This window comes from Aerococcus christensenii (genome assembly GCF_001543105.1).
GTDB lineage: Bacteria > Bacillota > Bacilli > Lactobacillales > Aerococcaceae > Aerococcus > Aerococcus christensenii.
In genome coordinates, this window is record NZ_CP014159.1 from 600,342 (window position 1) to 615,852 (window position 15,511).

Genomic DNA, 15,511 nt, shown 5'->3' on the forward strand with positions numbered 1-15,511 from the left:
ATTAATCCCCACTTTCATCAAAACTATCCGGTACCACAATCATCCCCTCTTGATGACTTGGTACGTTCTTCATTATTAAATCACGATCGATTCCCTGAGAAGGGATATCTTCACGCATCACATTTTGTAATTTAATTCCATGTGTCATAACCGGCACATCTTCCGTTTCTACTTCTGATAGTTGGTCAACCATATCAAGAATTTCAGTAAAACGTTGATTCATTGGGCCGACTTGTTCTTCAGAAAAAGATAACTTTGCTAATTGCGCAACATGTTTAAATTCTTTTTCACTGATAGACATAATTGCCTCCTTTTAAATTCTTTCCTACCAATAGAAATTGGATTACTTTACTAGTTTAACATAACTTGAAGCGCCTTTTCACTCTGATGTGAAATTTTCTCACCTTCTTCAAAAATTACCATTTCTCTAATATACGACATATTGGAATTGTCCTTGGCCGGCTCCTCTACTAATCGTCGCCGCTAAATGACCAGCACTTTTGACTTTGATACTCATTTGAAGATCTTTCGGATAGATCGCCTCCAAACTCGCAATCGTATGTTGAACTAGCGCAATATTTTCTGTATATCCCGCAAAAGGGACGTTAATCGTAAAGTCTATCCCAATTAACCGCTTATTATCATACAAGCCCACACCTACTAAACCACTTAATTGTGGGAAAAAGGACTCAATCTCACTCCTAAATCGAGTAAAGGAAGCATTATCCTCTTCTTTGGGTGGAGTATCTACCCCATAGACGATAGATTGACGATTATAGTCTACCCAATTGCCAAGTGAGTTACCGGCATTTGCAACCGACTCTGCCATAAAATTTCCCCCTGCCATACTGTCACTCTTTCGATTATAAAAGAGCGCAATTTGAACCGGTACTTTTTTGTATTCTTCTTGCTGGCGAATGCGCTTCACTACTTCCTCAGCTAAGTTTTTCCCTGATTGGAGGGCATCTTCTCTTGAAATCGCTACTTTTTCTTCTTTTCCATCTGAACGGAAGGTATCCTCACAATTCATCGCTAGGGCAATCGTAATGGCTTTTAACTGATACTGATCGTTATCCTTTTGCAACAAATTATATTCCAAAATACTATTCAGTGGACGTGGCTTAAATTGGTTGCGTTCCTTAGCGTTACTTGCTTCTGGATTCAACCCTTCTGGATTTTCCTCACTTTTCGGCTTCAACCATTTAGAAAGGGTATCTTCGGACAAAAGCGTCCCTTCCCTTAAAGTGTATTGCTCACTCGAGTAAGTGTTTTTCATCAGTTCATACAATCCACGTTCTAAATTTTCAATATTGGCCTGAGTGGTTCGACTGGCTAACATACCACGACTTTCACTCAATGGATATTTCCCATCTGATAAAGCAGCCGGATAATAAGAAGCAGATAAGGTACTTTTATTGGTTTTCATTTTACTATTACTTTCATTTGTCGTCTGTGACTGCCCCGCTACACTTTTCGAGAGAGAAGCTGATTGACAAGCGCTTAATAAACATAACATCGAGAGTGCAAGTCCTGTGATCACTTGTTTTCGTTTTTTCACCGTTATACTCCTTCATTCCTTAATTTGCTACTAATTGTACCACGAATTTAAGAAGGAAGAGACCCTTCTAAGTACTGAATCGTCTCGGATTCATTAAGAATAGGGATGCCAAGATGCTGGGCCTTGGTTAATTTGCTACCTGCTTCTTTCCCACTTACTACAACATCTGTGTGTGCTGAAACCGATCCCGTCACTTTTCCTCCTTGGCTTTCGATGCGTTGCTTAGCCTCTTGACGCGTGTAGTGTTCCAACTTCCCAGTTAACACTACCGTTTTCCCTTGGAAATAAGAAGCCACCGCCGCAATTTCCTCAGAAGAGGCTCCTAAGTAAGTCATATTCAAGCCGTCTTGTTTGAACTCTTGTAAAAGATGTTGAACCGAAGGATTGGCGAAATAAGTCACCAAGCTATCTGCAATAATCTCACCAATTCCCTCTATTTGGGCCAAAGTTTCCTTATCAGCAGCTTGAATGTCTGACATTTCGCCCAAATATCTGGCAACATCCCTCGCAGCTTTACTTCCTACATGCCGAATCCCTAATCCAAACAACAAGCGTTCCAACGAATTCTTCTTGCTGGCTTCAATGGCTTCTACCACCTTATGAGCCTTCTTTTCTTGGATCTTATTTAAAGACATCAATTGATCCTCTTCTAAATGGTAGAGGTCACTTGGCGTGGTCACCAAACCTTGGTCATACAATTGTTCCATCAATTTTGGCCCAACCCCTGAAATATTCATAGCTTGCCTAGACACAAAATGATTCAATCGCTCTTTGGCTTGCGCCGGACAAGAAGGATTTATACACCGTAAAGCGACCTCTTCTTCCAAATGGACCAAAAGACTCTGACAAGTCGGGCAATGGATAGGTTTAGTATAAGGCTTAGAGTCTTTCGTTCGATAATCCGGTAAAACTTTAACCACTTCAGGAATAATATCGCCCGCTTTATGGATCATCACTTGATCATTGAGGCGAATATCTTTGGCTTCAATCAGATCCATATTATGTAAAGAGGCACGTTGAACCATAGATCCCGCTAATAAAACAGGTTCCATGACTGCTGTCGGAGTCACAACACCTGTTCTTCCCACTGTCCATTCAATTTCTTTCAATGTCGTTTGAACTTGTTCAGCTGGAAATTTATAAGCGATGGCCCATTTAGGCACTTTTACCGTATAACCTAGGGTTTCTTGATCATTAAATCGATTAACTTTCACAACAATGCCATCGATATCGTAATCAAGTTGGTGGCGTTTGTTTTGGATTTCTTCAATAAATTGCCAAATTTCTTCCTTCGTTTGGCATAAACGATAGAGAGGATTTACCCTAAAGCCCCACTTGGGATATTGAGTAAGCAAATCTAACTGACTTTTAATCCCTAACTCTTCTCCTAACACGCCTGTATAAAGAAAAACATTTAACTTCCTTTTCGCCGTTACCTTAGGATCTAGTTGCCGAATACTTCCTGCAGCTGAATTTCTTGGGTTAGCAAAGGTAGCCAAGCCCTTTTCTTCTCTTTCTTGATTTAACCGCACAAAGGCCTCTTTAGGCATATAAATTTCTCCGCGCACTTCAAGCGAAAGCGGCTCTTGTAAGTGCAAGGGAACAGAAGGAATAGTTTTAACGTTATGGGTAATGTCTTCTCCCATATGGCCGTCTCCCCGAGTAGCCGCCCGAACTAAACGTCCCCTTTCATATTGAAGAGAGACCGACAAGCCGTCAATCTTGAGTTCACACACATAGGCGCACTGCTCGTCTAATTGATCTTCGACATTATCTAGCCAGTCTTCCAATTCTTTACGACTAAATACGTCTCCTAAAGAAAGCATCGGTCGATCAAAAACGACTTTCTCTAATTGGGTATCCAAGACATCTCCTACACGTTGAGTTGGAGAATCTGATTGAACTTCTTCAGGATAAGTGGCCTCTAGCTGTTCTAATTGGCGATATTTTTGGTCATATTCTGCATCGGTCACACTCGGTTGATCCCACACATAATATTCTTTCGCATACTGATTTAACTCTCGGACGAGCTCTTTCATTTTTTTTAGATCTTCTGCTGAATTGGTCAAAATTCTTCCCCTCTTCTACTTCCAGATTGGAGCATAAGCAGCTAATAAACGTTTAATGCCTTGCCCCTTAAAGGCAATATCTAATTCTTGATTATTTCCTTCTCCGTTTACCTTGACGACTGTCCCTTCTCCAAACTTCTTATGCTGAATCTTATCTCCAACAGCAAAGACTAATCTTTCATCCTTACCTGCTTTGGATGTAGAGGGAACTTTTTGTTGAAAGATAGACCGCTTAGGCTCTTTGCCCTTTCGTTTATGGTTAAGATAGTCTTGTGTCGTTTTAGCTTGTCGATCTTTGAAAGCATACTCTCTTTTTCCAAAGGAATAGCTGATCGCTTTCTTTGGAATCATGGCATTGGGATGATCGAGCAGATCACTTGAAATCTCTGACAGGAAGCGTGAGGCAGGATTCATTTGTGTCCGCCCATAAAGCACCCGTGTAAAACTATTACTCAAGTACAATTTTTTCCCTGCCCGCGTAATCCCCACATAAGCTAATCGACGTTCTTCTTCTAAATCATCTGGATTTTCTGAAGCACGAGAGAGAGGGAACAAGCCTTCTTCCATCCCAATAATAAAGACCACGGGAAATTCCAATCCTTTGGCTGAATGAAGGGTCATTAAGGTCACTTCTCCCAAGTCATCTGTGAGATTTTCTTGCATATCCAAATCCGAAACCAAAGCTAAGTCGGTAATAAAAGCAAGCAATACATCTTGATCTACAGATACAGAAGAGGAGGGGAGTGAGACTTTTTGTAATTCTTCCGAAGTAAACAAGGAATCTTCCTCTTGATGAGCGATTAAAGAGACTGGCTCGACTACTAATGGCGCACGACCTTCTTCATCTAAAAGAATATTTCCAATCATCCCTTCATCCTCTTTGAAGCGCTGATCGAACTCTCGCGTGACGGAAAGAAATTCCTCAATATTTTCAATACGTGTTTCTGATTCTAAAGTATGTTGCTTTTTAAGATCGTCTAAATAGCCACTCTTATCTAAGACTTCTTTCGTTAATTCTGTAATAGAGAGGTCTGCCCTTTTCTGATTTATAGCTTGCATAAATTCTGCAAATTCTCTCAATGAGCGAGCCGCTTTTCCACTAAAAGGCAGAGGTTCTTTTAGACTTGAGGCTTGAAACAGACTCACCCCCCTTTCAGCGGCATATTGACTTAATTTATTAAGAGAGGTGGCCCCAATCCCTCGCTTAGGGACGTTAATAATCCGATTAAAACTGAGGTCATCTAATGGATTGGTCAATAAGCGGAGATAGGCTAAGATGTCTTTGATTTCTTTACGGTCATAGAATTTTAACCCGCCTACCATCCGATAAGGAATATTCGCTTTCACTAAATTTTCTTCCATGACACGCGATTGAGCATTGGTACGATAAAGAATCGCCATATCGCTGTATCTCTGATGGTTTACCTTAACTTCTGACTGAATCTTTTCAAGGACAAAGTGACTCTCATCTTGTTCATTCTGTGCACGATAATAAGTGATCTTATCACCTAGGGGGTTATCCGTCCACAAAGTTTTATCTTGCCGATTGCTATTGTTCACAATTACCTCATTAGCAGCTTGTAGAATACGTTTCGTCGACCGATAATTTTGTTCCAAACGAATCACAGTGGCTGTGGGATAATCCTTTTCAAAGGATAAAATATTTTCCATGTTCGCTCCCCGCCAACCATAAATACTTTGATCGGCATCCCCAACCACACATACATTTTCAAAGTATCCGCTTAAAGCTTTGACCAATCGATATTGTGCTTCATTGGTATCTTGATACTCATCGACATGAATATATCGAAATTTCTCTTGATAATACCGCAAAATTTCAGGTTGCTCTTCAAATAAACGTACAGTATAGAGAATCAGATCATCAAAATCTAAAGATTGAGCTTCCATCAACCCCTTTTGGTAAGCTTCATATACTTGGCCTACCATTTCTTCTATATATCCTGTTCTTTCCTCTTGGTAGTCCTTAACAGAAAGGAGGTTATTTTTAGCATCAGAAATCTGAGAAAGAAACATCTTAGGTTTGAATTGCGTACTGTCGATATTTAAATCTTTCAAAATTCGCTTAATTAAATTTAATTGTTCTGCTGGATCCGCAATGGTAAAAGACCGTATTAATCCAATAGCTTCCGCTTCTCTTCTTAGAATGCGCACACACATGGCATGGAAGGTAGATACCCACATGCCTTCAGCCATATCTCCCACGAGCTGATCTACCCGTTCTTTCATTTCTTTTGCAGCTTTATTCGTAAAAGTGATTGCCAAGATATTCCACGGATTAACTTCTTTCTCTGCCAAAATATACGCCATTCGGTGAGTAATAACCCGTGTTTTTCCACTGCCGGCACCTGCCATAATTAATAAAGGACCTTCCGTATGCTGGACGGCCTCTTTCTGCTGAGCATTCAATCCCTTTAATAAATTTTCGCTAGCCAACATGGCAAACCTCCGTTCTTTTAGTACCATACTAGTCTATCACGTCTCTTTTATCGGTTCAAACCTTACTATGTGCTTTAGAACTTCCACTTTATTCCTCATTTAAAAAATAAAAAACTTCCTTTTTTTTAAGACGTTTCTTGCTTAAAAACACTCCGCAAAAAGCACTCATTCCTGTTTTGTCGAATCGCCCGTTTGGATCTTAAAAATAACCTGATAGAGATTCTATTCTTTATGTTTCTTTTTTGACAAAAGGTGGTACGATAGAACAAGTAAAGATGCAAATTCCAAAAAAGGAGTGAGGAACGTGAGCATCAAGAAATTGGAGACTAACATCACCCAATCTACCATACCAGAGGAAATTGAAGTCTTAAAAAGCTTACTTGATGAAACTACCCATAAAATGGTGGGGGATCAAATTTTCAAAAAAATTCAAACCCTCGTCACCCTATCTCAAGAAGCGAACTACACCCAACTTGAAAAAGAGGTCACTCAATTATCCAATGACGAAATGGTGTTCGTCTCTCGTTATTTTTCCATTTTGCCACTTTTAATTAATATTTCAGAAGACGTTAACTTTGCTTATGAAATTAATTACCAAAATAATAAAAGTGAAGACTATCTAGGCAAGCTTTCTCTAAGTATTGATAAAGCTTCTCAAAGTAAAAAAGCTCAAGAAATTCTTGAACACATTAACGTGGTTCCTGTCTTAACAGCGCATCCCACACAAGTTCAACGAAAAACAATTCTAGAGCTAACCAGTCATATCCATAAACTGTTAAGAAAATACCACGATGTCAAAGCTGGTGTTGTTAACCGTAAAAAATGGATTACTGATTTGCACCGTTACATTGAAATCATTATGCAAACCGATATTATTCGTGAGAAAAAATTAAAAGTTAAAAACGAAATCGAAAACGTAATGGTTTATTACAACAACTCTTTGATCCCTGCTATTACGAAACTAACGTCAGAATATAAACGTTTAGCAACAGAAAAGGGACTCTCCTTAACCAATCCCAAACCTATTACGATGGGAATGTGGATCGGGGGAGACCGGGACGGGAACCCTTACGTGACAGCAGAAACCTTACGCTTATCAGCTTCTGTTCAAAGCGAACTCATTCTGAACTACTATATCGAAAAACTATCCAAACTTTATCGGACTTTTTCTCTCTCTACTAATTTGAGTAAAATCAGTCCAGAAGTAGAAAAATTAGCAGAGTTATCCTCCGATACTTCTGTCTTTCGTGAAAATGAACCTTATCGAAAAGCCTTTAATTACATTCAATCTAAACTTATTCAAACCTTAATTGAATTAAAAACAGGCTCTTCACTTTCTCAACGAATTTTAGAAAACAGCCAAATTCTCAATGCGAATACTTTTGCTAGTTCTAAAAATGCAAGCGTCATTTCGAAGTATCTTCAAACGAAATTTTCAAAAGTTTCTACGACTCTCCAAGTAGAAAAACCAAGCTATAAAACTGCTCAAGAATTCAAAAACGACCTTTTAACTATTAAGCAGTCCTTGCTCGACAATGGTGATTCTGCTTTATTAACAGGCGATTTTAGTGAATTACTCCAAGCAGTAGATGTCTTCGGATTCTTCTTGGCAACAATTGATATGCGTCAAGATTCCAGCGTCAATGAAGCCTGTGTCGCTGAATTATTAAAATCAGCCAATATCGTAGAGAATTATAGTGAGTTACCTGAAAGAGAAAAAATTAAAGTTCTTCTTAAAGAATTAACGGAAGATCCTCGTACCCTCTCTTCCACACATGCTGAAAAATCTGAACTCCTTAAAAAGGAATTGGCTATTTTCCAAACAGCCCGCTATCTCAAAGATAAATTGGGCGATGAAGTCATTAAACAACATATCATTTCTCACACAGAAAGTGTTTCTGATATGTTCGAATTGGCCATTATGCTTAAGGAAGTCGGCTTACTCGACAATCAAACGGCTCGTATTCAAATTGTTCCTCTCTTTGAAACGATTAAAGACCTTGAAAACTCAACCGCAATTTTAGCAGAATACCTCGATTACGATATCGTTAAGAAATGGGTAAGTGCTAATAAGGACTACCAAGAAGTCATGCTCGGTTACTCAGATAGTAACAAAGACGGTGGCTATCTCTCCTCTGTATGGTCTCTTTATAAAGCTCAAAATCAATTAACGGCTATTGGAGCAGACCGAGGAATAAAAGTCACCTTTATTCACGGTCGTGGGGGCACTGTTGGACGTGGGGGTGGTCCATCTTATGAAGCAATCACCTCTCAACCTTTCGGCTCCATCAAAGACCGCATCCGCTTAACCGAACAAGGCGAAATTATTGAAAATAAATATGGGAACCGAGATGTTGCCTACTACAATTTGGAAATGTTAGTTTCAGCTACCATCAACCGTATTGTTCCACATAAGGCTACAGATTCTGATGAAATCGAAGCCTTTGATGAAATCATGGAAGATGTGGTTACTTATTCAAACAAAGTGTACTGCGATTTAGTCTTTAATAATCCTTACTTCTATGACTATTTCTTTGAAGCTAGTCCGATTAAAGAAGTTTCCAGTTTAAATATTGGGTCTCGACCTGCTGCTCGCAAAACCATTACAGAAATTACTGGACTTCGTGCCATTCCTTGGGTATTTTCTTGGTCCCAAAGTCGGATCATGTTCCCAGGATGGTATGGCGTTGGTTCTGCCTTCAAACACTTCATCGAAGAAAAAGACGGGAACTTAGAAAAACTCCAAAAAATGTATGCCAAATGGCCATTCTTCCACTCTCTTCTCTCCAACGTGGATATGGTTCTCTCTAAATCTAACATGAATATCGCTGCTCAATATGCTAAATTAGCCAAAACACAAGAAGTTCGTGATATTTTTACCATCATTCAAAAAGAATGGCAAACAACAAAAGAAGTCATCCTAGCTATTGAAAAACATGATGATTTCCTAGAAGAGATTCCTTCTCTTCACGCCAGCTTAGAATATCGACTTCCTTACTTCGATGTTTTAAATTATATTCAAATTGAATTAATCAAACGTCTACGTCATGATGAATTAGACGAAGGATATGAAAAACTGATTCATACCACGATTAATGGGATTGCAACAGGGCTTCGCAACTCTGGTTGATGCTTATATAAACTTCAAAAATTCAATAAAAAGACCTCCGATAGTCCTTCAACCGTTCAGGTTGAAAGGCCTCGGAGGTCTTTTTTATGATGTAAAACTTTTTATTTCAACTCTTGTAATTCTTCCACCGCTTGACGATGTTCTTCTTTAATCGCTTGTAACGTTTCTGGTTGAGTTAACAAATCTAACCCCGTCAAAGCTAAAAGAGTTGCAGCAATTCGGATTGAATCCAATCCTTTTTCACTTTTAGCTGCTTCTACAAAGGCTTCAGAATGCCCCGGTACCTCCTTATCTGAAATGGATAAGAAAGGTTGAATGGTTGGAACAGCATAAGATACATTCCCCACATCAGAAGAGCCGTGTGCTTTTTCATCAGGTTCTTCGACTTCATTCCCTCTTATTCCTACTTCCTCACAATGACTAAAGAATAAGTCATCAAAAGATGAGGTAAGAACCATATCATCCACTTTATTCTGGAAGAGTCCAAATTTGAACTCTGCTCCAAACGAATGTGCTGCCCCTTCAGCCACACGTTTCACTTTTTCACGCACTTCATCTAAATTCTTGCGATTATCTGCCCGAACATAGAATCGCCCTCTTGCATAATCAGGAATGACGTTAGCCGCTTTTCCGCCATCTAAAATCACCCCATGAATACTGATATTGTCGTGACAATGTAACCTTAAGGCATTGATCCCATTAAAAGTCTCAATTAAAGGAGAGAGAGCACTAATCCCATCTTCCGGTGCTGCCGTAGCGTGAGAAGATTTCCCAAAGAACTCAATATCGACCGGATCATTAGCAAGTAACCGACTAGATTTCCCGGTTGTTGCACTTGGATGAACACAAAGCGCCGCATCTACATCCTCAAAATATCCCTTTTTAACAAAACTTTCTTTTGCTGAGCCGTTCTCTCCGCCTTCTTCCCCAGGAGTCCCATAGACTCTAATTTCGCCACCGACTTGATCCACTACTTGCTTTAAAGCAGCAGCTGCCAAGCAAGAATAATTGCCGAGGAGATTGTGACCACAACCATGTCCAACCCCTTCCAAAGCATCATATTCTGCTAAAAAGGCAAGAACTGGTCCGGGCTTCTTTCCCTGATAACGGGCATCAAATCCTGTAGGGTGTCCAGCCACATCTTTCTTTACTTGAAAACCTTCTTTTTCCAATTGATCAGCCAAAATGCCTTGAGCGTAGTATTCATGGTTACTGGTTTCTGGATGAGCATGAATTAATAAAGCATTTTTTTGATAAATAGGAAATTGCTGTTCTATATATTTCTTAATAATAGTATCGTTTGTCATGACCTTTCATCCTTTCCTCGCATTGATGGGCTTATTTTCTTCCGAATTGTTCCCAAGCAGCAATACTTGCCCCTTTAGAAGTTTCTTCAATGACTTTCTTGGTAGACTCTTGTTGGTAGGCAGTGACAATTTTAGCAAAAATAGGATTATCTTTATCTTCTTTCTTAGCAACAATAATATTCACATAAGGTTTGGAACGTTCGTCTACTGGTTCTAAAAAGAGAGCATCTGATGTTGGATTTAAACCAGAATCTACCGCATAGCCACTGTTAATCACTGCAATATCGGTATCTTCTAAGGAACGGGCTGTTTGAGAAGCATTCATTTCTTTAATTTTTAATGGCTTATGATAAGCAGTAATGTCATTTATAGTAGGGGTAATTCCTGCTTTATCATCGACTTCAATAAAACCTGCAGATTCTAATAGAATCAAAGCACGACCACCGTTCGTCACATCATTAGGGATAGCAACTGTTGCGTTATCTGGAATATCTTTAATATCTTTATATTTATTGGAATAGATTCCTAAAGGGGCCACAACGGTATTCCCAATAGAGACAAGATCTGTTTTAAATTGATCATTATATTTATCCAAGAAAACTTGGTGTTGGAAAGCATTTAAATCAATTTCCCCTTGTGCTAAAGCTTGGTTGGGTTGGTTATAATCTGTAAATTTGACATACTCTAATTGAATCCCTTCTTTATCTAAAGAATCCTTAAGACTATCAAATACTCGTGTATCATCTCCTACGACACCCAGTTTAACTTTATGGGTATCCGTTTTAGATTGTCCGCATCCCGCTAAAGCCACCAAACCTAAAATACTTACTACTACCTTTTTCCATGTCTTCATATTTTTTCCTCCTTAAATTCCTATCCATTTTTGATAAAAAAAGGCCCTCTACTGCTTACACAGTAAAGGACGACGAATCGTGTTACCACCTTTTATTCGGAGTTCAAAACTCCCTCACTCCAACAGCAAAAGTTTGCGATTGGTGCTCAGGTTATCGGTTGAGCTCACCGAGATAGTCTACTTATCGACTCGTCTTTCCTCAAAGGCCATCTTCAATGCTGGTTTTCTTGGCCCTTTTCACCCTAACAGGCCTCTCTACAAAGAATCCACACATTTACTTTCCTCATCAATGGACAAGTTATCTTTAAATGTTGAAACTAGTTTATCATCCTCTCTACTCTTAGACAAGCCTTCTCCTGATACCAAGTATTCATCATAACCTATCGGAAAAATTGATCACACCTTTTTATATAATATCTAAGTAAAATTGATTTCCCACATCCAATCCTAACTGTGTAAACTTCAGCCGCCCATCTTGAAGCTGAAGGAGTCCCGTTTTAAGGTGTTTTTGAACGGCATAGTCGTACTTCTTGAGAAAATCAATTCCAAATTTTCTATTTACTTCTTCAATCGACAACCCTTCAATCAAGCGCATATTTAGAATGATATACTCTTGTTCTTTTTCTTCTAGACTCAATTCCATGACAGAATCTGTAGCTATCGGGAGCTGTCCAGCATCAATAGCTTGAAAATAAGTAATAAAATTATCAACATTATCGAATCGCTTCAATCCAATATTCGAAGAAGCCCCTAAACCTAGACCAAGATAATCTTTTTGTGTCCAATATTTTTTATTGTGCTTCCCCTCATAGTGTGGCAAAGCAAAAGAAGAAATCTCATACTGATGATAGCCGGCTTTTTGAAGTTCCTTTTGAAGCAAATGATACATCTTTCGATCGGTTTCATCATCCACCATAGTGATTTTTCCAGATTCTCGCCACTTATAAAAATTTGTATGAGGTTTATACATCAAAGAGTAACAAGAAAGATGTTTAGGTTTTAAGGCAATGACGTTAGCAATATCCTTTTTCCAAACATCCATACTTTGATAAGGATTAGAGAACATCAAATCCAAGCTAAAATTGTGACATCCCATCTCTTTCATCAAAGCCACTTTTTCAAAAACAGTTTGCTTATTATGCAACCGTCCCATCATTTTTAAAACTTGATCATCAAAAGACTGAACCCCCATGGAGAAGCGATTAATTCCAGATTTTAAATAAGCCTCTAAGTGTTCCCTAGTCACAGATTCTGGATTCATTTCAATCGTAATTTCTGCATCTTCTGCCACTGTAAAGCAGCGCTTCACACTATCCATGAGCTCTGTCACTTGTTGGGCACTCAAATAAGAAGGGGTACCTCCCCCAAAATAAACCGTATCCACTAAACGCTTTTCGTCCTGATGGAGTGCTATTTCTCTTTTAAGATAATCGACATAACGTTGACGTAATTTGTCCTGATTATCAAAGGTTAAGAAAGCACAATAATTACATCGCTTTTCACAAAAAGGGATATGCAGATATAAACCGAGTGTTTGCACGTGTTATCCCCTCACTTTTCCGCTAACATTCTAGCATACTTTGTCTTCTTTCTGATATAAGAAAACACCGCAAATTGCCTTATAACAATTCACGGTGTCCACTTTTCATTAACCCCCAAGATAAGCCTTTTGAACTTCTGGAGAGGCCAATAATTCTTCTCCTGTCCCAGAAACAGTAATTCGTCCCAATTCTAAAACATGCGCCCGATCAGAAATTTCAAGAGCCGCCTTGGCATTTTGTTCAATTAATAAAACCGTTGTTCCTAGTTTTTTATTAATCGTTTGAATCATTTCAAAAATTTGTTGAATATAAATAGGTGCCAGTCCCATAGAAGGTTCATCCAACAACAAAAGTTTTGGTCGAGCCATTAAAGCTCGTGCCATCGCTAACATTTGCTGTTCTCCACCCGATAAAGTGGCTGCATCTTGCGACAGCCTTTCTTTTAAAATGGGAAAAAATTCAAAATATTTTTCCATATCTTCTGCGATTTGATCGCGATCTTTACGCGTATAAGCTCCCATTAATAAATTCTCTTTCACCGTCATTCCACTAAAAACATGGCGCCCTTCTGGAACTTGAGAAATTCCGAGTTTTACAATTTGAGCAGAAGTCATGGTCTGAAGAGAATGCGAATCATATAATAATTCTCCTTGAGTAGGCCGAATTAAACCAGAAATCGTTTTTAAAATCGTAGACTTTCCAGCGCCATTCGCCCCAATTAAAGACACAATTTCTCCTTCATGAACAGTAAATGAAATCCCCTTAATCGCCTGAATCATGCCATAAGAAACCTTCATATCTTTAATTTCTAACATACTAAACACCTCCCAAATAGGCTTGAATAACCTTTGGATTTTGTTGAACCTCTTTTGGAGTTCCTTCAGCTATAACCTTTCCGTACTCTAATACATAGATCCGTTCGCAAATATCCATAACTAAAGACATATCATGTTCAATTAAAACCACACTAATTTGAAACTCTTTTTGAATCATTCGGATTAATTTTTTTAAATCTGAGGTTTCATTAGGGTTCATTCCTGCAGCTGGTTCATCTAAAAAGAGAACCTTGGGATGAGTGGCTAAAGCCCGCACAATTTCCAAACAACGTTGTTGACCATACGGCAAATTCTTAGCTTTTTCATTTTTGTAGTCTTCTAAAGAAAAGAGAGCCAATAACTTCACAGCTTCTTCTTCTAACGCCCGTTGGTTACGATAGAACTGAGGTGTCCGTAATAGAGAATGAACGATTCCTACTCCTTGTTTAGAGTGCATGGCCATTAACACATTATCTAAAACCGTTCGATTAGCAAAGAGGCGAATATTTTGAAAGGTTCTAGCAATGCCTAAATCTGAAATTTTATAAGGTTTCATTCCTGAAATTTCGGTAGTCCCACCATCAGAAGCTAATAAAATTTTCCCACTTGTTGGCGTATATACCCCCGTAATCAAGTTAAACAAAGTCGTCTTCCCTGCACCATTAGGTCCAATTAATCCCACTAATTCCTTTGAATTCACATGAAGAGAAACATCCGATACAGCGGTCAATCCTCCGAAAGCTTTGGAGACTTTATCCAGTGTTAAAATTGACATGCTATTCTCCCTCCCCTTCTTTAACTTTTTCTTTTGAAAATATTTTAGGCTGATTAAAAAATTGCCCGAATCGTACTTCAAACTCTCCCATTAATCCCGAAGGCTTAAAGATCATAATCAATACCAAAGCTAGGGCGTAAATAATCGTTCGTAATTGCCCAAACGGTGCCAAAAAAGTATTTAAAAGTCCCAATAGAATAGAAGCTACAAAACTTCCTGAAATAGAACCGATACCTCCAAAGACCACAATCACTAAAATATCGATGGATTTTTGGAAGGTGAACTGTGTAGGATTAATTACCCCAAAATAACAAGCATATAGAGTCCCTGCAATACTTGCAGTCACTGCTCCTAAAACAAAAGCAATCGTTTTGTAGCGGGTTGTATGAATGCCTACTGATTCTGCCGCAATTTCATCTTCCCGAATAGCAATCGTCGCACGTCCCGGACTGGAATAAATATAATTAACCACCAAGAGAGTCGTTAAAACCACAAAAACATACATCGTAATCCAGGTCACACTTCTTGGAATTCCAGAAATTCCAGCCGCTCCATTTGTTATATCGAGGTTCATAATCGTAATTCGAATAATTTCTGATACACCAAGAGTGGCAATCGCCAGGTAATCTCCACGCAACCGTAAAGTCGGAAGTCCAACAATCAAAGCGATCACAGCCGTTAAAAGAATCCCCACTAATAAACCTGCCCAAAATCCCATAGGGTCAGTAACTTTTTGAGTCACAATTGCTGCTGAATAAGCTCCAATCGCCATAAATCCTGCATGCCCTAGAGAGAATTGACCAGCATAACCGACCACTAAATTTAATCCTACAGATAAAATAATATTAATAGCGATATTCATCATAATGTTTTGTGTATAGGCCGTTACCAAACCCGCTAAATAAGTGATCATCACGCCTATAAAAACAGCAACAATTACGCCTATCCAAGAAAGTGTCGGTTTCGTAAAAAAGGCCTTGCTCCAAGAATTTTCACTTTTAAACAT

The 15,511-nt window shown here is 38.8% G+C and carries 11 protein-coding genes; 1 reads left to right on the top strand and 10 read right to left on the bottom strand.

All coding sequences use genetic code 11. From position 1 onward, the window contains the following. Position 1: 1 nt before the first annotated feature. From gatC to AWM71_RS02880, 4 genes are all read right to left on the bottom strand, one after another. Positions 2-301 (bottom strand): Asp-tRNA(Asn)/Glu-tRNA(Gln) amidotransferase subunit GatC, encoded by a 300-nt coding sequence (gatC, locus tag AWM71_RS02865; protein ID WP_060776573.1) that lies wholly within the window; start codon positions 299-301, stop codon positions 2-4. 126 nt (positions 302-427) lie between these two features. After that, a complete protein-coding gene (locus tag AWM71_RS02870; protein WP_060776574.1) occupies positions 428-1,558 on the bottom strand; it encodes a CamS family sex pheromone protein in 1,131 nt (376 codons plus the stop codon). 47 nt (positions 1,559-1,605) lie between these two features. Next, positions 1,606-3,597, bottom strand: coding sequence for an NAD-dependent DNA ligase LigA (ligA, locus tag AWM71_RS02875; protein ID WP_060777443.1), 1,992 nt, complete (start codon positions 3,595-3,597; stop codon positions 1,606-1,608). 45 nt (positions 3,598-3,642) lie between these two features. Further along, complete coding sequence (locus tag AWM71_RS02880) at positions 3,643-6,084, bottom strand: UvrD-helicase domain-containing protein (protein WP_060776575.1); 2,442 nt, start codon at positions 6,082-6,084, stop codon at positions 3,643-3,645. Positions 6,085-6,388: 304 nt separating this feature from the next. Between AWM71_RS02880 and ppc the strand changes: the two genes are divergently transcribed. Then, complete coding sequence (gene ppc / locus AWM71_RS02885) at positions 6,389-9,214, top strand: phosphoenolpyruvate carboxylase (protein WP_060776576.1); 2,826 nt, start codon at positions 6,389-6,391, stop codon at positions 9,212-9,214. A gap of 101 nt (positions 9,215-9,315) precedes the next feature. Here ppc and AWM71_RS02890 read toward each other — a convergent pair whose 3' ends face one another. From AWM71_RS02890 to AWM71_RS02915, 6 genes are all read right to left on the bottom strand, one after another. Further along, positions 9,316-10,521, bottom strand: a complete 1,206-nt coding sequence (locus tag AWM71_RS02890) for a M20 family metallopeptidase (RefSeq protein WP_060776577.1) — start codon at positions 10,519-10,521, stop codon at positions 9,316-9,318. A 31-nt stretch (positions 10,522-10,552) separates the two neighbouring features. Further along, positions 10,553-11,374, bottom strand: coding sequence for a MetQ/NlpA family ABC transporter substrate-binding protein (locus AWM71_RS02895; RefSeq protein WP_060776578.1), 822 nt, complete (start codon positions 11,372-11,374; stop codon positions 10,553-10,555). Between the two features lie 406 nt (positions 11,375-11,780). Continuing rightward, positions 11,781-12,914 carry a radical SAM family heme chaperone HemW gene (hemW, locus tag AWM71_RS02900; RefSeq protein ID WP_060776579.1) on the bottom strand — a complete coding sequence of 378 codons (1,134 nt, stop codon included), beginning with the start codon at positions 12,912-12,914 and terminating at the stop codon, positions 11,781-11,783. 108 nt (positions 12,915-13,022) lie between these two features. Beyond that, complete coding sequence (locus AWM71_RS02905) at positions 13,023-13,730, bottom strand: ABC transporter ATP-binding protein (protein WP_060776580.1); 708 nt, start codon at positions 13,728-13,730, stop codon at positions 13,023-13,025. Position 13,731: 1 nt separating this feature from the next. Next, positions 13,732-14,505, bottom strand: coding sequence for an ABC transporter ATP-binding protein (locus AWM71_RS02910; RefSeq protein ID WP_060776581.1), 774 nt, complete (start codon positions 14,503-14,505; stop codon positions 13,732-13,734). A gap of 1 nt (position 14,506) precedes the next feature. Then, entirely contained in the window at positions 14,507-15,511 is a 1,005-nt protein-coding gene (locus AWM71_RS02915; RefSeq protein ID WP_060776582.1) for a branched-chain amino acid ABC transporter permease, read from the bottom strand.

Coding starts and splice junctions, on each gene's coding strand:
- gatC (WP_060776573.1), bottom strand. CDS start 301: ATGTCTATCAGTGAAAAAGAATTTAAACATGTTGCGCAATTAGCAAAG.
- ligA (WP_060777443.1), bottom strand. CDS start 3,597: ATGAAAGAGCTCGTCCGAGAGTTAAATCAGTATGCGAAAGAATATTAT.
- AWM71_RS02880 (WP_060776575.1), bottom strand. CDS start 6,084: ATGTTGGCTAGCGAAAATTTATTAAAGGGATTGAATGCTCAGCAGAAA.
- AWM71_RS02890 (WP_060776577.1), bottom strand. CDS start 10,521: ATGACAAACGATACTATTATTAAGAAATATATAGAACAGCAATTTCCT.
- AWM71_RS02895 (WP_060776578.1), bottom strand. CDS start 11,374: ATGAAGACATGGAAAAAGGTAGTAGTAAGTATTTTAGGTTTGGTGGCT.
- AWM71_RS02905 (WP_060776580.1), bottom strand. CDS start 13,730: ATGTTAGAAATTAAAGATATGAAGGTTTCTTATGGCATGATTCAGGCG.
- AWM71_RS02910 (WP_060776581.1), bottom strand. CDS start 14,505: ATGTCAATTTTAACACTGGATAAAGTCTCCAAAGCTTTCGGAGGATTG.
- AWM71_RS02915 (WP_060776582.1), bottom strand. CDS start 15,511: ATGTTTAAAAGTGAAAATTCTTGGAGCAAGGCCTTTTTTACGAAACCG.